Source organism: Bradyrhizobium sp. STM 3561, from assembly GCF_045571455.1.
In the GTDB taxonomy this organism is placed as follows: Bacteria; Pseudomonadota; Alphaproteobacteria; order Rhizobiales; family Xanthobacteraceae; genus Bradyrhizobium; species Bradyrhizobium vignae.
In genome coordinates this window covers 4,240,752-4,263,105 of sequence record NZ_CP120695.1, presented here as the reverse complement: position 1 = coordinate 4,263,105, position 22,354 = coordinate 4,240,752, and the positions used below count along the sequence as shown (strand labels likewise).

At 64.6% G+C, this 22,354-nt stretch carries 17 protein-coding genes and 1 pseudogene; 12 read left to right on the top strand and 6 right to left on the bottom strand.

Annotation, left to right across the window (positions count from 1 at the left end; all coding sequences use genetic code 11):
- Positions 1 to 77: 77 nt before the first annotated feature.
- The 5 genes from murJ (at position 78) to P6U28_RS20320 (ending at position 6,931) form a co-directional block, all read left to right on the top strand.
- Entirely contained in the window at positions 78 to 1,604 is a 1,527-nt protein-coding gene (gene murJ, locus P6U28_RS20340) for a murein biosynthesis integral membrane protein MurJ (RefSeq protein WP_407119681.1), read from the top strand.
- Positions 1,605 to 1,965: 361 nt separating this feature from the next.
- A complete protein-coding gene (locus P6U28_RS20335) occupies positions 1,966 to 2,241 on the top strand; it encodes a hypothetical protein (RefSeq protein WP_407119680.1) in 276 nt (91 codons plus the stop codon).
- A gap of 239 nt (positions 2,242 to 2,480) precedes the next feature.
- Positions 2,481 to 4,790, top strand: a complete 2,310-nt coding sequence (locus P6U28_RS20330) for a xanthine dehydrogenase family protein molybdopterin-binding subunit (RefSeq protein ID WP_122402368.1) — start codon at positions 2,481 to 2,483, stop codon at positions 4,788 to 4,790.
- Positions 4,791 to 4,978: 188 nt separating this feature from the next.
- Positions 4,979 to 5,425: a cytochrome c gene (locus tag P6U28_RS20325; protein WP_122402369.1), complete on the top strand. Its 447-nt coding sequence runs from the start codon at positions 4,979 to 4,981 to the stop codon at positions 5,423 to 5,425.
- Positions 5,426 to 5,647: 222 nt separating this feature from the next.
- On the top strand, positions 5,648 to 6,931 hold the full coding sequence (locus P6U28_RS20320; protein ID WP_122402370.1) for a cystathionine gamma-synthase family protein: 1,284 nt from the start codon (positions 5,648 to 5,650) through the stop codon (positions 6,929 to 6,931).
- Positions 6,932 to 7,006: 75 nt separating this feature from the next.
- On the opposite strand, the gene P6U28_RS20315 is transcribed toward P6U28_RS20320, so the two are convergent.
- The gene (locus tag P6U28_RS20315; RefSeq protein ID WP_122402371.1) at positions 7,007 to 7,423 is read right to left on the bottom strand and encodes a CHRD domain-containing protein; all 417 of its coding nucleotides are present in this window, start codon (positions 7,421 to 7,423) and stop codon (positions 7,007 to 7,009) included.
- A 154-nt stretch (positions 7,424 to 7,577) separates the two neighbouring features.
- Here P6U28_RS20315 and P6U28_RS20310 point away from each other — a divergent pair, with 154 nt between their 5' ends.
- Entirely contained in the window at positions 7,578 to 8,504 is a 927-nt protein-coding gene (locus tag P6U28_RS20310) for a c-type cytochrome (RefSeq protein WP_407119679.1), read from the top strand.
- Positions 8,505 to 8,824: 320 nt separating this feature from the next.
- Here the strand turns inward: P6U28_RS20310 and P6U28_RS20305 are convergent, their stop codons facing one another.
- Both P6U28_RS20305 and P6U28_RS20300 read right to left on the bottom strand, forming a co-directional pair.
- A complete protein-coding gene (locus P6U28_RS20305; protein ID WP_018642903.1) occupies positions 8,825 to 9,070 on the bottom strand; it encodes an Lrp/AsnC family transcriptional regulator in 246 nt (81 codons plus the stop codon).
- Positions 9,071 to 9,290: 220 nt separating this feature from the next.
- The gene (locus P6U28_RS20300; protein ID WP_407119678.1) at positions 9,291 to 11,234 is read right to left on the bottom strand and encodes a PAS domain S-box protein; all 1,944 of its coding nucleotides are present in this window, start codon (positions 11,232 to 11,234) and stop codon (positions 9,291 to 9,293) included.
- Positions 11,235 to 11,575: 341 nt separating this feature from the next.
- On the opposite strand from P6U28_RS20300, the gene thiD reads away from it, so the two are divergent.
- The 4 genes from thiD (at position 11,576) to P6U28_RS20280 (ending at position 15,641) form a co-directional block, all read left to right on the top strand.
- Positions 11,576 to 12,376, top strand: coding sequence for a bifunctional hydroxymethylpyrimidine kinase/phosphomethylpyrimidine kinase (gene thiD, locus P6U28_RS20295; protein WP_407119677.1), 801 nt, complete (start codon positions 11,576 to 11,578; stop codon positions 12,374 to 12,376).
- 252 nt (positions 12,377 to 12,628) lie between these two features.
- Complete coding sequence (locus P6U28_RS20290) at positions 12,629 to 13,441, top strand: UDP-2,3-diacylglucosamine diphosphatase (protein WP_122402372.1); 813 nt, start codon at positions 12,629 to 12,631, stop codon at positions 13,439 to 13,441.
- Positions 13,441 to 14,499, top strand: a complete 1,059-nt coding sequence (locus P6U28_RS20285; protein ID WP_129146162.1) for a glycosyltransferase family 1 protein — start codon at positions 13,441 to 13,443, stop codon at positions 14,497 to 14,499. The genes P6U28_RS20290 and P6U28_RS20285 overlap by 1 nt, the downstream gene beginning before the upstream one ends.
- A gap of 158 nt (positions 14,500 to 14,657) precedes the next feature.
- Positions 14,658 to 15,641 (top strand): threonine/serine dehydratase, encoded by a 984-nt coding sequence (locus P6U28_RS20280; protein WP_129146161.1) that lies wholly within the window; start codon positions 14,658 to 14,660, stop codon positions 15,639 to 15,641.
- 388 nt (positions 15,642 to 16,029) lie between these two features.
- On the opposite strand, the gene P6U28_RS20275 is transcribed toward P6U28_RS20280, so the two are convergent.
- The gene (locus P6U28_RS20275; protein ID WP_407119676.1) at positions 16,030 to 17,748 is read right to left on the bottom strand and encodes a caspase domain-containing protein; all 1,719 of its coding nucleotides are present in this window, start codon (positions 17,746 to 17,748) and stop codon (positions 16,030 to 16,032) included.
- A 167-nt stretch (positions 17,749 to 17,915) separates the two neighbouring features.
- Between P6U28_RS20275 and P6U28_RS20270 the strand changes: the two are divergent.
- Positions 17,916 to 18,355 (top strand): annotated as a pseudogene (locus P6U28_RS20270) (RbsD/FucU family protein).
- Between the two features lie 59 nt (positions 18,356 to 18,414).
- On the opposite strand, the gene P6U28_RS20265 reads toward P6U28_RS20270, so the two are convergent.
- On the bottom strand, positions 18,415 to 20,103 hold the full coding sequence (locus P6U28_RS20265) for a Na/Pi cotransporter family protein (RefSeq protein ID WP_129146158.1): 1,689 nt from the start codon (positions 20,101 to 20,103) through the stop codon (positions 18,415 to 18,417).
- Positions 20,104 to 20,396: 293 nt separating this feature from the next.
- Between P6U28_RS20265 and P6U28_RS20260 the strand changes: the two genes are divergently transcribed.
- Positions 20,397 to 20,756, top strand: coding sequence for a hypothetical protein (locus P6U28_RS20260; protein WP_122402378.1), 360 nt, complete (start codon positions 20,397 to 20,399; stop codon positions 20,754 to 20,756).
- 196 nt (positions 20,757 to 20,952) lie between these two features.
- On the opposite strand, the gene P6U28_RS20255 is transcribed toward P6U28_RS20260, so the two are convergent.
- Positions 20,953 to 22,338: a hypothetical protein gene (locus P6U28_RS20255; protein ID WP_407119675.1), complete on the bottom strand. Its 1,386-nt coding sequence runs from the start codon at positions 22,336 to 22,338 to the stop codon at positions 20,953 to 20,955.
- Between the last annotated feature and the right edge of the window lie 16 nt (positions 22,339 to 22,354).

The following is a 22,354-nucleotide window of genomic DNA, read 5'->3' as shown; positions in this document are numbered from 1 at the left end:
CCGAGCAGCCGTCTTTTTTGATCACATCGGACTTCAAAGCCTTATCGGCTGCCCGATAAGCCTCTAGAAGAGTCCGCATGCTCGGACGCATCTTCACGGTCGGTGGTTACACGCTGCTCTCGCGGCTGACGGGATTTGCCCGCGACATCATGCTCGCGGCGATCCTCGGCGCCGGTCCGGTGGCCGACGCCTTCTTCGTGGCGCTGCGGCTGCCCAATCATTTCCGCGCGATCTTCGCCGAGGGCGCCTTCAACGCCGCCTGGGTGCCGGCCTATGCCCATGTCCATGGCGAGAGGGGCGAGGCGGCGGCACACTTGTTCGCCGACCGCATCTTCACGCTGCTCTTGGCCTCGCAGGTGGTGCTGCTGATTCTCGCCTGGCTGTTCATGCCGCAGGCCATGAGCATTTTGGCGCCCGGCTTCAGTGAGGATGCCGAGCAGCGTAAGCTCGCGATCGAGCTGACCCGGATCACCTTTCCCTATCTCCTGTTGATCACGCTGGTCACGCTCTATGGCGGCATGCTCAACGTGATGCAGCGCTTTGCCAGCGCCGCGGCGGCCTCGATCTTCCTCAATGTCGCGATGATGATGACGCTGGCGGTTGCCGTCTGGTTTCCAACCGCGGGCCATGCCGCCGCATGGGGAGTCCTGATCTCCGGCTTCCTGCAATATTTCCTGCTCGCCGGCGATCTCGCGCGGCATGGCGGCCTGCCGCGCTTTGCGCCCTTGAAACTCGACGAAGACGTGCGCGGCTTTTTCAAAGCGCTGGGACCTGCGACGCTGGGCTCGATGGGCACGCAGGTCGCGCTGTTCGCCGACACCATCATCGCGACCTTCCTGCCCGCCGGCGCGCTGTCGGCGCTCTATTATGCCGACCGACTCAATCAGCTGCCGATCGGTGTCATCGGCATCGCCATCGGCACGGTGCTGCTGCCGGAAATGTCGCGGCGCATCACGGCCAACGACCATGATGGCGCGATGAAGGCGCAGCGCCGCGCTTTCGATTTCACGCTGCTGTTCTCGGTGCCGTTCGTCGCGGCCTTCATCACCGTGCCCGACGCGATCATGCGCGCGCTGTTCGCCCGCGGCGCGTTCTCCAAGGCCGATGCCGCGGCCGCCGGCGCCACGCTCGCGGCCTATGCCATCGGCCTGATCCCCTTCGTGCTGATCCGCAGTGCGGTCGCGACCTTCTATGCCCGCAAGGACACCGCAACGCCGGTCCGCGCCTCGCTTACGGGCATTGCCGTCAACGTCGCGCTGAAGGTCGCCTTGATGGGATCGCTGGCCCAGATCGGCCTCGCGCTGGCAACCGCCGTCGGCGTCTGGACCAATCTCTTGCTGGTGCTGTTCTTCGCCGTGCGGCGCGGCTTTCTCGTTCTGGACCGCGCCTGGCTGATGTCGCTCGGCAAATTCCTGCTGACCGGAATCATTCTCGCCGCCGCGTTCTGGCTGATCGCACGCTTCAGCGGTTCTTGGCTGGGCACGATGCCCTTCCGGGACGAAGTGACGCTGCTCCTGCTCGCCGTCGGCGGCACGATCGTCTATGCGCTCGCGATGCTCGCTCTGTTCGGCCGCAGCTGGCTGGTCTCGCTGGTGCGCGGCTAAAGCATGATCCGGAAAAGTGCGAAGCGGTTTTCCGGAAAGATCATGCGTAAACAACAAGCTAAAGCGCGATGACGATTCATCCAAATCTCATCGCGCTTTAGGCGAGCAGGGTGCTCGCCTCCAGGATGCAGTCGACCTCCGCACATCTCTTGATTTTGTGCGATTGTCGTGCTAACAGCGCCCCATGATTAAATGCTCGCGCAAAGTCAACTTCAACCACATGACCCGCTTCGGCTGGGCCGTGGAAGGAGTCGTGCGCTAGGAATTCGACGACGACATCTTTTCCACCAGGCCCCGCCGGCATCGGACGGGGCCTTTTTCGTGGCCACGCTCCTTGCCGGCTCAACAGCAGGAGCATCCGATGCCACCACAATTGACGAACAGCGCAAGCGAGCCGGAGGTCGATGCCGCACGGCTTCGCCTCGACTTCTCCATCGTCTTGAGCCTGCTCGGTCGATACTGGCGCGCCTTTCAGGAGCGGCGCCAGAGCCCACGAGTCAACTTGCACGATCTGAGTGACAGGGCGCTGATGGATATCGGCTTGACGCGAGCCGAGATCGACTACTTCACGTCTGCAAGGGCTCTCGACAGGCTGAGAGATCGCGCGATGGATCCGTGGAGGCGCGGTGGCATGTAACTTGTCAGGAGGCCTGGTGGGCTGCGTCTTCGTTGCTGATCCTTCGAGAGGCCCGCTTTTGGCGGGCTCCTCAAGTATGGAGGTGAGGTCCTGCTTCGCGGTGCAATCTAGACGCCGTGGTGACGGGTGCGCGGTGCTTTCCCGGCCTGCCACCAGTGTGCCCGCCTAAACCTGTTTGCCTTGCCACTTTTTCCACGGCAATATGGCTCGCAAAACAACCATGAGAACGGGAAAAGACAATGGCGGCTCCCATCAAGTTCGGCGTTGGCCAAAGCGTGCTGCGCAAGGAGGATGACGCGCTCATCCGCGGCAAGGGCCGCTATACCGACGATTACGCGCCGCAGGCCGCGCTGCGCTGCCTGGTGCTGCGCTCACCGCATGCGCATGCCAAATACACGATCGACGTGAGCCGCGCCCGCGGCCTGCCCGGCGTCGCGCTGATCCTGACTGCCGACGACGTCAAGGACCTCGGCAATCTGCCCTGCCTGTTCAATCTCGAGACCGATCCGTTCACCGGCCCGCCTTACCCGATCCTCGCCAAGGACGAGGTGCGCCACGTCGGCGATGCCATCGCCTTCGTGGTCGCCGAGACCATCGACCAGGCCCGGGATGCGATCGAGGCGATCGAGGTCAAATGGAGCCCGCTGCCGGCGGTGACCGGCGTCGTCAACGCCGTGAAGAAGGGCGCGCCGCAGGTCTGGCCGGACAAGCCAGGCAACGTGCTGTTCGACGTCTCGATCGGTGATAAGGCGGCGACGGAAGCTGCCTTTGCCAAGGCACATGCGGTCGCCGAAATCTCGATCGTCAATCCGCGCGTGGTCGCGAGCTTCATGGAGACGCGCGCGGCGGTGTGCGAATACGACGCCAAGCGCGACCATCTGACGCTGACGGTCGGCAGCCAGGGCAGCCATCGCCTGCGCGACATCCTGTGCCAGAACGTGCTCAACATCCCCACCGACAAGATGCGGGTGATCTGCCCCGACGTCGGCGGCGGCTTCGGCACGAAGCTGTTTCCCTACCGGGAATACGCTTTGATGGCGGTGGCCGCGCGAAAACTGAAGAAGGCGGTGAAATGGGCGGCCGATCGCTCCGAGCATTTCATGGGCGATGCGCAGGGCCGCGACAACGTCACCACCGCAAAGATGGCGCTGGCCGAGGACGGTAAATTCCTCGCGATGGATTGCGACCTGATGGGCGACATGGGCGCGTATCTCTCGACCTTCGGGCCTTACATCCCGCATGGCGGCGCCGGCATGCTGCCGGGCCTCTACGACATCCAGGCCTTCCATTGCCGAGTGCGCACCATCTTCACCCACAGCGTTCCGGTGGACGCCTATCGTGGCGCCGGGCGGCCCGAGGCGGCCTATGTGATCGAGCGTCTCGTCGATGCCTGCGCGCGAAAACTCGATATGACGCCGGACGCCATCCGCCGCAAGAATTTCATCCCGCCCAAGGCGCTGCCGTACAAGACGGCCACGGGCAAGGTCTATGATTCCGGCGACTTCGCCGCGCATCTGAAGCGCGCGATGGAGATCGCCGAGTGGAAGGAGTTTCCCAAGCGTGCCAAGGCGGCCAAGAAGCAGGGGCTGATCCGCGGCATTGGGCTCGCAAGCTATGTCGAGATCTGCGGCGTGATGGGTGAGGAGACGGCCAATGTCCGCCTCGATCCCAATGGCGATGTCACCGTCCTGATCGGCACGCAATCGAGCGGGCAGGGCCATCAGACCGCCTATGCGCAGATCGTCGCGGAGCAGTTCGGTCTGCCGCCGGAGCGCGTGCATATCCACCAGGGTGACACCAATGAGATCGCGACGGGCCTCGGCACCGGTGGCTCGGCCTCGATTCCCACCGGTGGCGTCTGCGTGGAGCGCGCTGCGGGCGATCTCGGCAAGAAGCTGAAGGAGCTTGCAGCGCAGGCGCTGGAAGCGAGCGCCGGCGACCTCGAGATCACCGACGGCGTGATCCGGATCGCCGGCACCGACCGCTCGATCTCCTTCGCCGATCTCGCCAAGCGCCCCGGCGCCGATCCGGCGAAGCTGAACGGCAGCGCGACCTTCGCCAGCGCCGACGGCACCTATCCCAACGGCACGCATCTGGCGGAGGTCGAGATCGATCCGGCCACCGGCATCATCAGAATCGTCAACTACGTGATCGTCGACGATTTCGGCAAGACGCTCAATCCGCTGCTGCTGGCGGGGCAGGTGCATGGCGGCGCCATGCAAGGCATCGGCCAGGCGCTGATGGAGCAAGTGGTGTATGGCGCCGCCGACGGCCAGCTCATCACCGCCACCTACATGGACTACGCGCTGCCGCGCGCGGCGGACGGGCCGGCCTTCGTGTTCGAGACCCACAACGTCCCCTGCAAGACCAATCCGATGGGCGTGAAGGGGGCCGGCGAGGCCGGCGCGATCGGCTCCTGTCCGGCCGTCGTCAACGCCATCGTCGACGCGCTCTGGCGCGAATACAAGATCGACCATATCGACATGCCGGCAACGCCGGAGCGGGTGTGGATCGCGATCAACGAGCATCACCGCCGCCATAGCCTGTGATTCCCCCAAGCAAACGCGGAACGCGTTTTGCGGGGCAAACGCAGAACGCGTTTGCGGGGACATCATCCTCAACGATCATGCAGAGCGCGACGATCTGTCGTCGCGTTCTGGATGGAATGAAATCTGCCAATCGGTGTTGGCCATCGAAGGGTCGGCACGATCCTGCATCATGAAAAGGGGTTTTGCGAATGAAGCGAGTGTTGGTTGTCGGGGGCGCGCTGCTGCTCGGTATGGGGGCGGTTTGGGCGGACCCGGATTCCATCAAGGAGGTCCAGACCCTGATGAAGGGCAATGGCAAGAACGCCGGCGCGATGTCGGCGATGGTCAAGGGCGAGAAGCCCTACGACCAGGCCACGGTGAACAGCGCGCTGGCGCAGTTCGAGGATACCGCCAGGAAGCTGCCGAACCTGTTTCCGGCCAGCGCCAAGGGCGTGAAGCTCGACGGTGACTACTCGACCTCGCCGAAGATCTGGGAGGACAAGGCCGGCTTCGATGCGAAGATCGCGAGCTTCGGCAAGATCGTCGGCGAAGCCAAGAGCAAGATCAAGGATCTCGACTCGCTCAAAGCGAATCTGCCCGCGATCGGCAAGGAATGCGGCGGCTGCCACGAAACCTATCGCGTGAAGAACGGCTGACGGCGAGACTCGTCGTCATCCGAACTACCGGAATCGAAGGGCGGTTGCGCAAGCAACCGCCTTTTTCCGTTCGCAAGGTCTGACGGATCGCGGTCCGAACAGCTATCTTTGAGTCAATGGCCGCGGCGTTGGTGCGAGTCGGCGCATCTCTTCCCGACTGCCTCATGAGATCAGGAGGTTCCAACCGCGGCGAGCACCTGCATCAAGACAGCGAGACAGGCCATGGCAAAACCCTTCCCGTCCAAGACCCATATCGGCAACCATATGCTGCATCCGGAAACGCTGATGCTGACCTATGGCTATGATCCACAATTGTCGGAAGGCGCCATCAAGCCGCCGGTGTTCCTGACCTCCACCTTCGTGTTCAGGACGGCCGAGGACGGGCAGGACTTCTTCGATTACGTCGCCGGCCGGCGCGAGCCGCCGGAAGGCATGGGCGCAGGCCTCGTCTATTCGCGCTTCAATCATCCCAACAGCGAAATCGTCGAGGACAGGCTGGCGATCTACGAGCGCACCGAAAGTTGTGCGCTGTTCTCATCCGGCATGGCGGCCATCGCAACCACGATCCTGGCCTTTGTTCGCCCCGGCGACGTGATTCTGCATTCCCAGCCGCTCTATGGCGGGACGGAAACCCTGCTGACGAACACGCTTGCGCGTCTGTCGATCGGCGCCGTCGGCTTTGCCGACGGTATCGACGAGACGGCAGTCAAGCAGGCGTCGGAGCAGGCCATGGGCAAGGGACGGGTTTCGATGATCCTGATCGAGACGCCCGCCAATCCGACCAACGGCCTAGTCGACATCGCGATGATCCGCCGTGTTGCCGACGCGATCGGAAAGGCGCAGGGACACACACCGATCATCGCCTGCGACAACACGCTGCTCGGACCGGTGTTTCAGCGGCCGATCGAGCACGGTGCGGACCTCTCGCTGTATTCGCTGACCAAATATGTCGGTGGTCATTCCGATCTGATCGCGGGGGCCGCGCTCGGCTCGAAGGCTGTCATGAAGGGCATCAAGGCGCTGCGGGGCGCGATCGGCACTCAGCTCGATCCGCATTCCTGCTGGATGATCAACCGTTCGCTCGAGACGCTGAGCCTGCGCATGGAGAAGGCCAACGACAATGCGCGCCTCGTGGCGGACTTCTTGCGCGGTCATCCCAAGGTCGCCAAGGTCCACTATCTCGGTCATCTCGAGGAAGCGTCACCGGCCGGGCGCGCGTTTGCGAGGCAGTGTTTCGGTGCCGGATCCACGTTCTCGTTCGACATCGCCGGCGGCAAGGAGGCGGCGGTCAGATTCCTCAACGCGCTGCAGATCCTCAAGCTTGCAGTGAGCCTCGGCGGAACGGAATCGCTCGCGAGCCTGCCCGCAACCATGACCCATTCCGGCGTTCCAGCCGACATCCGCCGCAAAATCGGCGTCCTCGATTCCACGATCCGGCTGTCGATCGGCATCGAGAACCCGTCGGACCTGATCGCCGATCTCACGCAGGCGCTGAACGCGGCTTGAGCGCCTCCGGAATCGAAAAGGCCGGGCGCGCCCTCCGTCGCACCCGGCCTTTCCATGACGAAGCAGCCTTGACGCTTACTTCGTCACCTGACCGCGGATCTCGCCGCCCGGGTTCGCCGCGGTGTGGATGTTGATGTAGTACTTGCCGCCGAGCAGATCGGCGGCCTGCGCGTCCGTGAGCGTCGCTTCGCCCTTGACCGGGCTCGAGGCGGCATTCGGGATGGCAACCGCCACGCCGGCGTTCTTGCCGGCTTCGGCAGGCCCATGGAAGTGCGCCGCGGTGGCGGGGCCGGAGAGGCCGGAATAGGTGACGGTCCAAGACAGCTTCTTGCTGGCGGCATCATAGTTCAGATCGGCCGTTCCGGTGCCGCTGGTGGTCGTTGCGGGCACCTCGGACTTGCCGTCGAGCGTTGCTTTCAGCTTTTCGGCATAGGCCGGCCCGGCAAAAGCGACGGCACCGAGCGCGAACACGGCGATGACGGTCTTGTTCATGGCATTCTCCCTGTTGAACCCGTTCGGGCTGGCAAACTTCCAACAGCCGGCATTTCAGTTTATTCCCGTCTCCGGCCAAGGCGGGCTAAATTCTTCGTGGCTGGAGCCGTGACGAGATCGGTCATAAGTTCGCCGCAACGAGTGAATGGTGCGCATGTTGCAACGAACAATTCTGCTGGCGCTGCTCGCCACGATGGCTGCTTCCGGCATCTATTGGTGGCTCAGCGCGCCGGGGGTGGCGGCGGTGGGCAATTCACCGGCCCATGTGCCCGATCTCGCCAACGGGGAGGTGATGTTCAACGCCGGCGGTTGCGCGTCCTGCCATGCCGTTCCCAACCAGCCCGATCGTCTCAGGCTCGGAGGTGGCGTCGCGATCAAATCGCCGTTCGGAACGTTCTACGCGCCGAACATCTCGCCTGATCCGAACGATGGTATCGGCAAATGGACCGACGCCGATTTCGTCAATGCGGTGATGCACGGGGTCTCGCCGGCCGGACAGCATTACTTTCCGGCGTTTCCCTATATCTCCTATCAGCACGCCAGGCGCGAGGACGTGCTCGATCTCTTTGCTTATCTGAAAACGCTGCCGGCTGTTGCGGGCAAGGTGCGTGACCACGACGTCGGTCTTCCCTTCAACATCCGGCGCAATATCGGGATCTGGAAATTCCTGTTTCTGGACGAAAAGCCTTTCATTGCCGATGGCAGCAAGTCGCGGGAATGGAAGCGCGGCGCCTATCTCGTCAACAGCTTTGGCCATTGTGCCGAATGCCACAGCCCGCGCAATGTGCTGGGCGGCATCATCGCCGGCCAACAATTTGCCGGCGGTCCCAATCCGGAAGGCGAGGGCTGGGTCCCGAACATCACCCAGAAGCACCTTGGCGAGTGGAGTGCGAAGGATCTCGCCTATTTCCTCAAGACGGGTGAATTGCCCGATGGCGACAGTGTCGGCGGCGCGATGACGCGCGTGATCAAGAACACCTCGCAATTATCTGACGGAGATCTCGCGGCGATGGCGGAGTACCTCAAATCGCTGCCGCCGGTGGATGGGCCGACGCCACCGAAACGCAAGCAGGGCAGCTAAGGTACGAACGTCGTCGCGGCGGTCCGTGTTCACCTCTCCCCGACGGGGAGAGGTCGGATTGCGCAGCAATCCGGGTGAGCGGCTGTAGCGCCCACTGAGACCTGGAGCCCTCACCCGGATCGCATCTTCGATGCGCTCCGACCTCTCCCGTCGGGCGAAATGAACCACGCGCCGCTTTGCTGCGGAGCGGCGTGGCCGACAAGCAAGCGCTGCAGAAGACTAAAGCGCGATGAGATTTGGATGAATCGTCATCGCGCTTTAGCTTGTTGTTTACGCATGATCTTTCCGGAAAACCGCTTCGCACTTTTCCGGATCATGCTTTAGCCCGTGCCGAACGCCTTGAAGGTGATGATGGTGAGGGTGTCCTGGATGCCCGGCAGCACCTGCACCTTCTCATTCACGAAATGGCCGATATCGGTGTCCTTGTCGACGTAGAACTTCACCAGGAGGTCGTATTGGCCGGCCGTGGAGTAGATCTCGGAGGCGATCTCGGCTTCGGCAAGCGCATTGGCCACCGTATAGGACTGGCCGAGCTTGCATTTGATCTGAACGAAGAAAGGAACCATCGCGGGCACTCCGAAAGCGTATCTGGCGGCTAATAGGCCAAAACCAGCCGGATTTAGCAAGCAAACTTGCGGGCGTCCGGGGTGCATTCGGCTGCGGCGCTGAAGCGCGAAGCGACCGAGCCAGCTCGTCATCGCGCTTCCGGTGTTGTTTGAGCATGATCTTTTCGGAGAACCGCTGCGAACTTTGCGCTAACGCGGCCCTCCGGGTCCAGATCAGGCTTTAGGACGTGACCACTGCTGCTGCCAACGCATCCCTGAGCCGCTCGGCGAGCTCGGCCTTGCGATAGGGCTTGGTCAGCACGATTGCTTGCGCCTGCGCGCGGCCCTGCTCGACCAGGGTCTCCAGCGCGTAGCCCGAGGTGAACAGGACCGGCAGACCGGGACGAACGCGCCTCGCCTGATCGGCGAGCTCCCAGCCGCTCATGCCGCCGGGCATCACGACATCGGTGAACAGCAAGTCGATGCTGGGATCGCTCCGCAGCTGCTGCAAGGCATCCTTGCCCTTGACCGCGGCAATGACGCGATATCCGAGCGCCTCCACCCTGCGAATGACGGAGGAGCGGACGAACGGATCGTCCTCGACGATCAGGATCGTCTCGTAGCCTCGCGGCGCCGCGGCCTCGCTGTCGGGAAGATCGGGCTGTGATTGTCCGGCGTTGGCGCGCGGCAGGTAGATCCTGACCGTGGTGCCAAGGCCCGCCTCGCTGTAGATCGCGACGTGGCCGCCCGATTGCTTTGCAAAGCCATAGACCATGCTGAGGCCGAGACCGGAGCCCTTGCCGACCTCTTTGGTGGTGAAGAACGGCTCGAAGACGCGTGCGGTGACATCAGCCGTCATGCCTTCGCCGTCGTCGGTGACCGAGATCAACGCGTAGGCACCGGGTGCGACTTCAGGGTGAAGGGCTCGATAGTCGTCGTCGATCGCAGCCAACTCCGTGCTCAGCGTCAGATGTCCTCCCGATGGCATGGCATCCTGCGCGTTGAGCGCGAGGTTCAGCACGGCGGATTCGAGCTGGGCGCGGTCGGCAAAGGCCAGGATCGTGCCGGGCCCGGAGGTCGTCCTGATCTCGATGTCCTCGCGCAAGGTGCGCTTGAGCAGCTTGAACATGGAGTCGAGCAGGCTCCGGCAATCGATCGTCTGAGGTTGGAGCAGCTGGCGGCGGCTGAAGGCGAGCAGTCGCTGCGTCAGCTCGGCTCCCCGTTCGCCCGACTGGCAGATGTCGTCGGCAAAGCGCCTGAGATCGGGCCTCTCCTTGAGCTGCTCGCTCAGGTGCTCGGCATTGCCGATGATGACGGTCAGGAGGTTGTTGAAGTCGTGCGCGATGCCGCCGGAGAGCTGGCCGACCGTCTCCATCTTCTGCGCCTGCTGAAGCTGCTGCTCGGTCAGCTTGCGCGCGGTCAGGTCGTGGACGATGCCGACGAAGATCAACTCGCCGTCCTGTCGCGCCTGGCCCACCGACAGGTCCACCGGAAAGGTCGAGCCGTCCTTGCGCAGGCCGATGGCCTCGCCGCCGGTCGCGAAATGCCTCGCCTGGCCGGCGGGTGCCGCATCAGCGTCGGGCATCAGCATGCCGACGTTGCGGTTCATCACCTCGTCGGCACGGTAGCCGAACATGCGCTCGCAGGCCGGATTGAACAGCAGGATGCGGTCCTGCGCATCGAACAGGAAGACGCCGTCGACCGCGGTCTCGACGATCGCGGTCAGGCGCGCAACGCTCTCGCGCATCGCGCGCTGGGCGTCCCGGACCTGTTGCAGCAGCAGCGTGGCGTCCCGGCTCTTGATTTCCTCCTCCTCGAGCGCGGCCTGGACCTGCCGCAGCTCGAATGGCGAGGGGATCGTCAGGATCTTCGGCAATAGCGGCCAGAGCGCAGCGGCGGTGAGGACCGACGCGACCGCCGTGGCTGCCTTGACGAGGCCCTCGATGCCGTAGACCGGAACCCAGAGCGTATAGATCGACAGCACATGGGTCAGGCCGCAGGCCATGATGAAGATCGCAAACGCCCAATAGACCCAGCCGAACTTGAGGTCGCGCCGCTTGGTGACGAGGATGGCAAGGGCAAAGGGGATCGAGAAATAAGCGGCGGCGATGCAGGCGTCGGAAACGACGTGAAGCCCGATCAGCTCCGGCTCCCATAACAGGCAGATGCCGTGCGGCGAAAGCATGGACGAGTCGAGGAGACGTTCGAAGAAGGCCCACATCGTTCCACCCCAAGGTTCTGTTCCAGGTGGTTTGCGGGCCGCGGCGGCCTGCAACGTCGGTGTCGCTGGACAGTTCCACCACCTGTGTCTCACGCAACCGGCGAAGCACGCTAAGGTTAGAGACTATACCAAGGGAGCGGCAAGGTTGCATTTTTCAAGCCCGCATGATTGCGGGCTCCTGGCCGCGCCTTGCCCGACTGATTCGCGCGCTGCGCGACGGGTTTGCGAATCGGCAACGCTTGCTGCTGTTCCATGGGCGCGCTAGGAGAGGCCATGGCGGCGTCCTCAAGCAAATGTATCCGGCGATGACGACCCCGGTCGCACTCACCATCGCCGGCTCCGATTCGAGCGGCGGCGCCGGCATCCAGGCGGACCTGAAGACCTTCGCCGCGCTCGGCGTCTACGGCGCATCCGTGATCACGGCGCTGACGGCGCAGAACACGCGCGGCGTCACCGGCATTCACGCGGCGCCGGCCGAGTTCGTCACCGCACAGATGGACGCGGTGTTCTCCGATCTCGAAGTCGGCGCGGTGAAGATCGGCATGGTGGCCCAGGCCGCCAGCATAGATGCGATCGCGGCCGCGCTGTCGCGCTGGGCGTTCCGGCACGTCGTGCTCGATCCCGTGATGGTGGCAACGTCCGGCGACCGCCTGCTGGCCTCCGAGGCCGTCGACGCCCTGCGCACCAAGCTGATACCGCTGGCCACCGTGATCACGCCGAACCTGCCGGAAGCCGCGGCCCTGCTCGACGAGCCGATGGCCGCAAGCGAGGCCGAGATCGAAAGCCAGGGCCGCCGCCTGCTGTCGCTCGGCTGCCGCGCCGTCCTGGTCAAGGGCGGCCATGGGGAGGGCGCGGAGAGCATCGATTATCTGGTCGGTGCCGACACCACGATCGCGCTCGCCGCGCCGCGCCTCCCCACCAAGAACACCCATGGGACGGGCTGTTCGTTGTCCTCAGCCATCGCCGCGGGGCTGGCCAAGGGCGAGGGCCTGGAAAACGCCGTGCGCAACGCCAAGGCCTGGATCAGCGCCGCGATCGGCGCCGCCGACCGCTTCAGCGTCGGGCACGGCCACGCGCCGATCCATCATTTCCACAAGTTCTACTGACGCTGGGGCCCGCGGAAGCGCGCCCGTTCATCGGTTTAGCGCGGCTCGCGTGGGGCTAGTTCACCCTCCCACTCCGGGGCTCCAGGGGAGGACAGGATTGCTGCCGGCACCGCCTGCGGCGCCATGTCGCCTGATTGTCGCATGCGACTGATATTCGCGGGGCAGGGCGAGGCGAAGTTTGATTCGTATCTGAGGTGCCTCAAGGTTCAATCGGTCATCCCCCTGTCACGGGACATTGTTACAGGCTGGCGCATGGGAAGTTACGATGTGAGTGACGAGAGCCCCGAGCGGCGCTTTCGCACGCTGTTCATCTCCGATGTCCATCTCGGAGCCCGCGGTTCTCAAGCCGATCTTCTGCTCGACTTCCTGCGCTATCATGATGCCGACACCATCTATCTCGTCGGCGACATCGTCGACGGCTGGGCGCTGAAATCGAGCTGGCACTGGCCGCAATCGCACAACGACCTCGTCCAGAAGCTTCTGCGCAAGGCGCGCAAGGGTGCCAAGATCATCTACATTCCCGGCAATCACGACGAGTTCCTGCGCAATTATTACGGCACGCATTTCGGCGGCATCGACGTGGTCGAGAACACCGTCCACACCGGCGTGGACGGCAAGCGTTATCTCGTCATCCACGGCGACATCTTCGATCTCGTGGTGCAGAACGCGCGCTGGCTCGCCCATCTCGGCGACAAGGCCTACGACTTCGCGATCCAGATGAATCGCTTCGTCAACTTCTTCCGGCGCATGTTCGGCGTGCCCTATTGGTCGCTGTCGCAATGGGCCAAGCAGAAGGTCAAGAACGCCGTCAATTATATCGGCGCGTTCGAGCAGGCACTCGCCGCCGAGGCACGGCGCCATGAGGCCGATGGCGTGATCTGCGGCCACATCCACTACGCCGTCATCCGCGACGAGGCCGGCATCCGCTACATGAATTGCGGCGACTGGGTCGAGAGCTGCACGGCCCTCGTCGAACATGATGATGGCCATTTCGAGATCATCACCTGGGCGGATCAGTTGCGGAAGCCGGTGCCGGTGCCACAGGTCGCGGCAAGGGCGGCCTGATGCGCATCCTGGTCGCGACCGACGCCTGGCACCCGCAAGTCAACGGTGTGGTTCGGACGCTGACCAAGCTTGCTGACGCCGCCAAGGCGCTTCGCGTTGAAGGTGTTGGCGTCGAATTCTCGTTCCTGACGCCGCAATCATTCCGCACCTTCGCGATGCCGAGCTATCGCGATTTGCGCCTCGCCATGCCGCGTCCGGCGCGGATCGCGCGGCTGATCGAAGAGGCGCGGCCCGACAGCATCCATATTGCGACCGAGGGGCCGATCGGTCTGATGGTCCGCCGCTATTGCCGCCAGCGCAGGCTGCCGTTCACCACCAGTTTCCACACCCGCTTTCCCGAATATGTCCGCGCCCGCGTGCCGGTGCCGGGTTCGCTGATCTGGCGGGCGCTGCGCCGTTTCCACAGCCCCAGCCGCGCCGTGATGGCGGCGACCCCTGCGCTCGCGCGCGAATTGACCGGGCGCGGTTTCGACAACGTCGTGCTGTGGCCGCGCGGCGTGGACACAAGGCTGTTCCATCCCCGCGTCATTGATCTCTGCCTGCCGGCGCCCGTATTCCTGTCGGTGGGGCGGGTCGCGGTGGAGAAGAATCTCGAGGCGTTCCTGGACCTCGACCTGCCCGGCACCAAGGTGGTCGTCGGCGACGGCCCGGCGCGCGCCTCGCTGGAAGAGGCCTATCCCGATGCGATCTTCCTCGGCGAGAAGCATGGCGAGGAACTGGCGGATATCTATGCGGCCGCCGACGTGTTCGTGTTCCCCAGCAAGACCGACACTTTCGGCCTGGTCCTGCTGGAAGCGCTGGCGAGCGGCCTGCCGGTTGCGGCCTTCCCCGTGAAGGGGCCGCGCGACGTGATCGGCGACGCGCCGGTCGGCGCGCTCGATCATGATCTGCGCAATGCCTGCTTCGCCGCACTCGACATCTCCCGGCAGGACTGCGTCGCGTTTGCCGCCAATTACACCTGGGAAGCCTCGGCGCGGGTCTTCATCGACAGCATCCTGGCGGTCGGCGCGGTGCTGCCCGGCCGGACCGGCGCGGAACAGCCGCGCCAGGTCGCCTAGAGCTATTTCGATCCGATGGATCGAATTGGCTCTAGATTCTTGTTTTGACGCGTTTTCTTCACGCGAACCGGTAGCCACTTCGCTCGAAAACGCTGCGGAGAAAATCCTCTCGCGGAGGTGTCTTGCCCGGGCCTGACCGGCCGCGATAACATTCCGCCATGACCGAACAGGCCCTTCCGGTCGGCCCTGCCGACATCGATGCCGCGGCGCGCGTGATCGCGCCTTACGCCATCCGCACCCCGCTGTTGTCCTTCCCCGTGCTCAACGAGCGCGTTGGCGCAAAGGTGTTCCTGAAGCCGGAGATGCTCCAGCGGACCGGCTCCTTCAAGTTCCGTGGCGCGTTCAACAAGGTGTTCTCGATTCCGCAGGACAAGCGTGCCGGCGGCGTCGTCGCGTTCTCCTCCGGCAACCACGCCCAGGGCGTGGCGGCCGCGGCAAAAATTCTCGATATGCAGGCGACCATCGTGATGCCCGCGGATGCGCCGTTGTCAAAGCGCGAGCGCACCAAATCCTACGGCGCCGAGGTCGTGCTTTACGATCGCGACAAGGACGACCGCGAGGCGATCTCGCGCGGCATCGCCGAGAAACGCGGCGCAACACTTGTTAAACCCTATGACGATCCCTTCGTGATCGCAGGGCAGGGCACCGCCGGCCGCGAGATTGCGGAAGACATGGCAACGCTCGGCCTCAGCCCCGACGTCGTGGTGGCGCCGGCCTCCGGCGGCGGCCTGATCGCGGGCGTCGCCACGGCGGTGAAGGCGCGCTATCCGTCAGCCGAGATCGTGGTGGCCGAGCCCGAGGCATTCGACGATCACGGCATTTCGCTGACCGCCGGCCATCGCGAGCCGCACCCGCCGGCGGGGCGCACAATCTGCGATGCGCTGATGGCCCTGATGCCGGGCGAGATGACCTTTGCGATCAACAGCAAGCTCCTGGCGCGCGGCGTCACGGCTTCGGACAAGGAAGTCGGCGCGGCCGTGGCGTTCGCCTATCGCGAGCTGAAGCTGGTGGTGGAGCCCGGCGGCGCCGTCGGCCTCGCCGCGCTACTCGCGGGCCGGCTCGATGTCTCTGGGAAGAACGTCGTCATCGTGCTCTCCGGCGGCAATGTCGATGCGGATCTGTTCGCCGAGCTGGTGGCCTGATTTCTGACTGAACGGACCGAGGGAGCTCGGTCCACCTCTCCCCGACGGGGAGAAGTCGGATTGCTATGGCGCGCAATTGCGCGCCTGAGCAATCCGGGTGAGGGGCCGCGGCATCCAGTGAGACCAGATCCCCTCATCCGGATCGCATCTGTCGATGCGATCCGACCTCTCCGTACGGGAGAGGTGGGCAGCTAAAGCATGATCCGGAAAAGTGCGAAGCGGTTTTCCGGAAAGATCATGCGTAAACAACAAGCTAAAGCGCGATGACGATTCATCCAAATCTCATCGCGCTTTAGCCCTTGGCGACCAGACCTGATGTCTACTCCCCACGTTAAGAAGGGGCAGAGCGTCGCCGCTCTGCCCCCTTTCTCATGCGCGCCTTGCGCAATCAGTGCATGAATCCGCCGCGACGGTTGCCGCCGTCATTCATGCTCGGCGCCTGGTTCATCGACTGCCGGAAGTTGTTGCTGCTGTTGGCCATGCGGTTCGGCATCGTGTTGAGCTGCGGACGATTGGTCTGTACGTTGTTCTGCACCTGCACCTTGTTCACCGGCTTCACGATGCCGGTGATGACGCGGATCGGCTGGTTCTGCGTCTGAACATTGACTGGCTTCACGTCGACCTTCGTGCCGCCTTTGCCGACATTCACGGGCATGCTCACGATCTTGCCCGGGGTGCCGTTGCCGGCGCCCGGCTTGTCGTTGGTCGCGGGCAGGGTCACGATCTTGCCGATGCCGACCTTGCCGTTGGTCGTGTTGGTCGGCGCCGGCAGATTGACGATCTGGCCGCCATTGCCGAGCTTGCCGATGACGTTGCCGTCGACCGGCTTCTGCACGACCGGCAGATTTCCACTGATCTGCGCGCCACCATTGCCCTGCATCAGCGGCATGTATTTGGGCTGGCCGAGATTGCCCATCTTGAAGACCGGGGCAATGTTCTGCGGCGCCAGGAACTTGGTCGGCTGCATCAGGGGGATCTGCTTCGGCTGGGCCTCGAGCTTCAGCGCGACCTGCGCGTAGGGGCTGTTGCCGTAGCTGTCATAGAAGTTCTTATAGCCGAGCGGCGAGTTGGCGAGCACTGCCATGTGCCAGGCCTGCGAGATCAGGAGGTTATTGAGCAGCCAGCGGATGTGGTCGCACAGCGGGTCGTGCGGATACATCCGGATGAACTCCTGATAGTACTCCGGCCGGCCCTCGGACACGACGTAGTCATAGGCCTGGCGGGTCGAGCGGCTCGGCAGGTTGGAGGCCATCTGCACCACGGGTGCATTCACCGGCGCACGGTTGGCCGCAACCGCGGTGTCACCGAAGAAGGTGAAGTCGCTCGTCAGCGACGAGCTCTCCCACGGGATCTGCGCGCCGCTGGTGGCCTGATTGACCTGCAGGCGCACGCGCTTGAACAGCTGCTCGATCGGCACGTTGGGTTCGCGAGCGATGTTCAGGAACGCCTGCGTATAAGGGCTGTGACCATTGGTGCCGTCGAGCGCTTCGGCGCCCGGCGCGGTCGAGTAGCCGACGATCGAGCCGTTCGGCGCATCGACGATGGCAAGGCCGCGGCCGGCGTCGTTGACTTGAGGGAAGGGGTTGTTGCGGCAGGCATCGAGGATGACGATGCGCATGCGGCTCGGGATCGTCTCCAGCGTCGACATCACGTCGACGAGGCGCACCGAATTGTTGACGAGCTCGGTCGGGCTGGAGACCTTCGCATCGACCGGAACGAGATAGTTCTCTCCGGCGAGCTGCACGCCGTGGCCGGCGTAATAGATCATCGCCACCGTGTTCGGACCGCGTGAGGCGACCTTCGCGGAAAAGTCCTGGACCACGCGGATCATGTCGTTCTGGGTCAGATCGGTCGCGGCGACCACTTCGAAGCCGGCGGAGTTCAGGAACTGCGCCATCGATTGCGCATCATCGTCGGGGTTCGCAAGTTGCGTCGCGTTCTGGTAACGCGCATTGCCGATCACCAGCGCCACCCGCTGCTCCGGGCCTTGCAGGGCGGTGGGAGCCGGCTGGGCCGGTGCGACTTGCGCGGACACGGGCCCGCAGGCGAAACCGAATAGGCTTCCCAGGAGACCCGCAGTCATCAGGAAAGGCTTTAGGCGGAACATGGCGTGCTCCTCTGGCACTCATCTCGATGCGAGATTGGTCGCGAGGAAGCTTGGCCGCGTTCGAGCTTGCGGTCCGTGATCCCTGTCACCATGGTGGCCTTAAGTGATCTGAATCACGCTCGGAACCTGCTATGGTTCTCGACTGATTGGGGAGGATAGTCCGTCACATGCTGAAATCGATCGATCCGCTCCTGACGCCCGACTTGCTCTGGCTGCTCGCCTCCATGGGCCACGGCGACGACCTCGTTTTCGTCGACGCCAATCACCCCGCGACCCGCATCGCGCAGGGCACGACGTCGCAGCGCCTGATCCAGCTGCCGGGCATGAACATGGAGACCGCCATCCGCGCCATCATGTCGGTCTATCCGCTCGACGACTTCGATCCGGATCCGGTGCGCGTGATGATGCCGGTGGACGATCCCGATCGCGTGCCCGAGGTGCAGCGCGCGGTGCTGGCGGAGATCGCGCGCGCCGCCGGGCGCGCGGTCACGCCCGGCAAGCTCTCGCGTCCGGATTTCTATCGCGCGGCAGCGGCCGAGTTGGCGTGGTGCAGGTCGGCGACAGCAGGGGCTATGGCTGCTTCCTGATCAGGAAGGGCGTGATCTGAATCGCGATGAGTGGTGCGAACGGTCATCGCGCTTCAGGCTGTTTGAACATATCTCCGCGCTAGCCCTGTCCCACCAGATGAACCGCCGAGCGCCAGGCGTGCTGCGATAGGGCTTCGAGGTTTCGCACCGCCTCGACACGAAGCAGGGCGGCGTCGGCGGTCAGGGTCCCATTGGCCACCGCACCGAGCGTCGCACTGCGATGGGCGCGCAGCATTTCGGCGAGCTGTGTCGTACAACGCTCGAGCTCGGCGATCGCCTCGTCGGGCGGGGCGGCGCGCGGACCGGCCATGGCGTCGCCGGCACGCGAGGCGGGTACGGAGTGCGGCGATCCGTCGGCGCGGGGCGGCGCCGCCACGCCGCGCGCAATCGCAGCCGCGCTTCGCATGATTTCGGCACATAGCTCTCCGGCGCGGATGTCCTCCGGTCCGCCTGCCACCGAAGCGAAATTGTTTCCTTCACTTGCGAGGTCCGTCAGCCGGGACGCGTGGTCGAGGGCGAGCAGCGTGCTCGTCAGACGCTGTTGCTCGTCGTCGGTCTCAGGCGGTCCAGCTACATCCGACAGGAATATTTGTGCCTGGCGCACGGCATCGGCCGCCTCCTCTACGGATACAGCGTCCTTCCCCAGGCGTATCGATCCAGCGCGGCGGGCAAGTTTCGCCTCGACCGAACTGCACACCGTCAAGAGCACGCGCGCGATCGTGCGCCGTACCGCTTCCACCGCCACGATCGGGGTCCCAAGCGCCGAAGGATCGAGACATCGCGTCAGCGGCGAGCCGCGCTCGGGCAGAATTCGTTCGGCCAGTCGCGTGAACGGGTTGATCAGGGGCAGCAGGACCGCGACGCCGACGACGTTGAAGGCCGTGTGGTAGCCGGCCAGCAGGGTGACGCCGTCGATCGTGTCAGAGGCGCGCAGCAGCATGGGCGTTACTATGGGAAAAGCAACCAAAGCGATGAGTGCGGCAATCAGCTTGAAAAGAACGTAGGCGATGGCCAGCCGCTTCGCGGTCGGGCTCGCGCCGATTGCGGCCAGGGCGGAACTCGTCGCTGTTCCGATGTTCTGGCCGATGATCAGGGCGCAGGCCTGGTCCAACCCGATCGCGCCCGCGAAATAGGCGGACAGGGTCACCGCGATCGCGGCCGTCGACGATTGCATCAGCGCGGTCATGACCAATCCGATCACGACCAGTGCCAGCACGCCGAAGAGGCCCGACCACCATGACACCCCGGGACTGCCGAGGACTGCGGGCAGATCCGCCGGGTGCAATCGTTCAGCCAGCCCGCCCATGCCCTGCTGCAGGGTCGTCAAGCCGAACAGCACAAGTCCGAAGCCGGCGAGCGCGGCGCCGACCCCGGAGATTCGTCCGCTGCCGAGAAGCTTGGTCAGCGCGCCGACGAAGATCATCGGCAGCGCCGCGGCCGTGAGCGAGACGCGGACGCCGATCAGCGCGACCAGCCAGCCGGTCCCGGTGGTGCCGATATTCGCGCCGAAGACGAGGCTCAACCCTTGCTGGAAGGTCAAGAGGCCGGCGCTGACGAGCCCGATCGTCGTCATGGTCGTTGCGCTTGAGGACTGCACCAGCAGTGTGACCAAGGCCCCCCAGAACGAGCCAACCAGCGGCGTCGATGCAGCCTTGCCGAGCACCGTGCGTAGCGCAGAGCCGGCCAGTGTCTTCAGGCCCTCCGTCATCACGGTCATGCCGAGCAGGAAGAGACCTACCCCGCCGAGCGTCGAGATCGCCGTGGACATGTGTGCTCCTTCCGACAGGGCACCACGAATAGCGAAGCAGACAGTACAGCAACGCAGTGCTGACAGGTCGGATCAATTCTAGCACGATGGTCGGGCTTCCCGCGTTTCGGATGGGCGCGATCAGCCGGGGGACGTCATCAGATCGGTCCAGCCGCCCGATCGCCGCGAGCCAACGCATAACGATTCCGCGAAAGCCGGCATGGCTGCGTGTGCGGGATATTGATCGAGGCGGCGAAAAGCCTCGCACTCGAATTTGAGTGGCCTTCTCGCATCCGCCTGTCTATGGTCGATCCATGTCTCGCCTTGTGTGTCTCTTCGTTGCTGTCATCCTGTCGCTGCTGCCCGCCGTCGCGCCCGCTGAGCCCGTGCAAAAGCGTCCCAAGCCGGTCTGGAAGGGCTACGGCTTCCTGCCGGGCTATCGCCAGCCGCTGAGCAACAGCATTCCGCTCTACAAGCAGAAGGACGCGATGCGGCGTCTCGCGCGCAGCGACCGCCGCCATTGGTACATCGACCCGGTTCCCCAGTATTACCGCTGGGATGGCGAGTGGCACTATTTCGGCCGCCCTGGCTTCGGCGGCGGCCGCTACAATGGCGGCAGCTTTGGCCCGTGCTGGACGCGCACGCCGATCGGTGCGGTGTGGAATTGCGGGTGAGTGGCTGATCGCCGTCATCGTGAGTACTCATCCACCACCGTTACCCCGCGCAACGGCGAAGCCGTTCTCGCGGGGATGACGGAATTGCCAGGCTCGTCATTGCGAGCGTAGCGAAGCAATCCAGTATCTTTCCGCGGCGGCAGTCTGGATTTGCTTCGCTGCGCTCGCAATGACGGTGTGGAGAGAGCGTAGTCTCTTACGAGAAGAACGCGATCTTCTCGGCCTGGGTCATGCGGCGGATCGGCGCGAGCGGGTCGTTGGCGGCGGTGCGGGGCTTTTGCAAGATGCCGCTGGCGAGGATGGTGGCGCCGAGCGAGGGCTCGGGGGAAGACGTGGGCAGGGGCGAGGGCATCGGCAGCGTCGCGGTCGGCCCTGCGGCGAACGTTGCCGTCGCCGCCATGGCTGGGGCCTGCTGCTCCATCACTTCGGCGGCGGCTTCCGCGATGGCGTCGGTGAGGCGCGCGAGCGAGTCCCTCGCAATCGGTGCGTCCGCTGCGGGCTCTTCCGCGATCGCGGCGGCGACGGGGTCCGGTACGACCGCCTCCGGAAGCTCGACCGCAACGGGCTCCGCAGCCATCGGCCGCGGAGTTGCGCCGGCCATCTCGACCGGCTCGATGATCTCGTCGAACTGAGGATCGGGCGCCGCCATCTCCAGCGCGATGGCCTCGAGGATGGCTTCGTCCTCGGCTTCCGCGGCGGCGTCGAGCGAGAACTCGTCCGTGACCTCCAGGACGGCGGCGGGCTCTTCAAGAGCGACGTCTCCAACCGCGACCTCGTCCGGCGCTCGCTCGCTTCCAGCGATGTCCGGCGCGATGGTCGCATCCATGGCCTGCTCGGCCACTGCGAATGCTTCCGCGCTGCCGGCTTTCTCAAGCGCTGCTTCGGCCTCGCCAGCGGCCGCGACGTCCTGCAGCGCCTCCGTAAAGGCCACGGGAGCTTCGCTCGCCATCGCGGCGGGCGCGGCTTGCGCAGGCGCAGCTTCCGCCACGGCGGAGGGCGCTGACTGCCCCGGCGCCGGCGAGGGATGCTCTGCCTGCGACGCTGCGCCGCCCTCGGTCTGCTCGATCCGCTCCCTCAGCAGATCGAACGCAGCCTTGAGCTCGGCGCGAGGGTCGAGGGTCGAAATCTGTCCGCAGGCGGCCTCGATCGAGGCGAGCTGCGAATCAATGAGGTCGCAGATTCGCCCGTCGGCGCCGATCTCGCGCCAGCGCCAGGAGATCTCCTTGATGATGCGAACCCCGCGCGGGATCGGCGCGAGGCTCGCCTCGATCGCGGCGGGATCGAATGCCGCGATTGCGATCGTCTCGGCCTCGCGGATGGCGCGGCGGATCTCGACCAGCGCCTCCGGCAGGCGGTCCTCGACAACGGGTTGCCGCTGTGCCGCAAGGGTTTCTTCGATTTTCGCGACCGCGTCCAGCACCATGCGGGTGTCCGCATTGCGGTTGCGCTTGGCATATTCGCCGAGGAACCAGCGGCCGCGCGCGGTCTCCATGAAAGCTTCGCGGATCGCGTCGTAATCCTGCTCGTTCGGCTCGGCCGCGCGGGCAGACATGGGCGAGAGGGCGAATGCTTCGTTGGCCATGACAATCTCGTCGCGC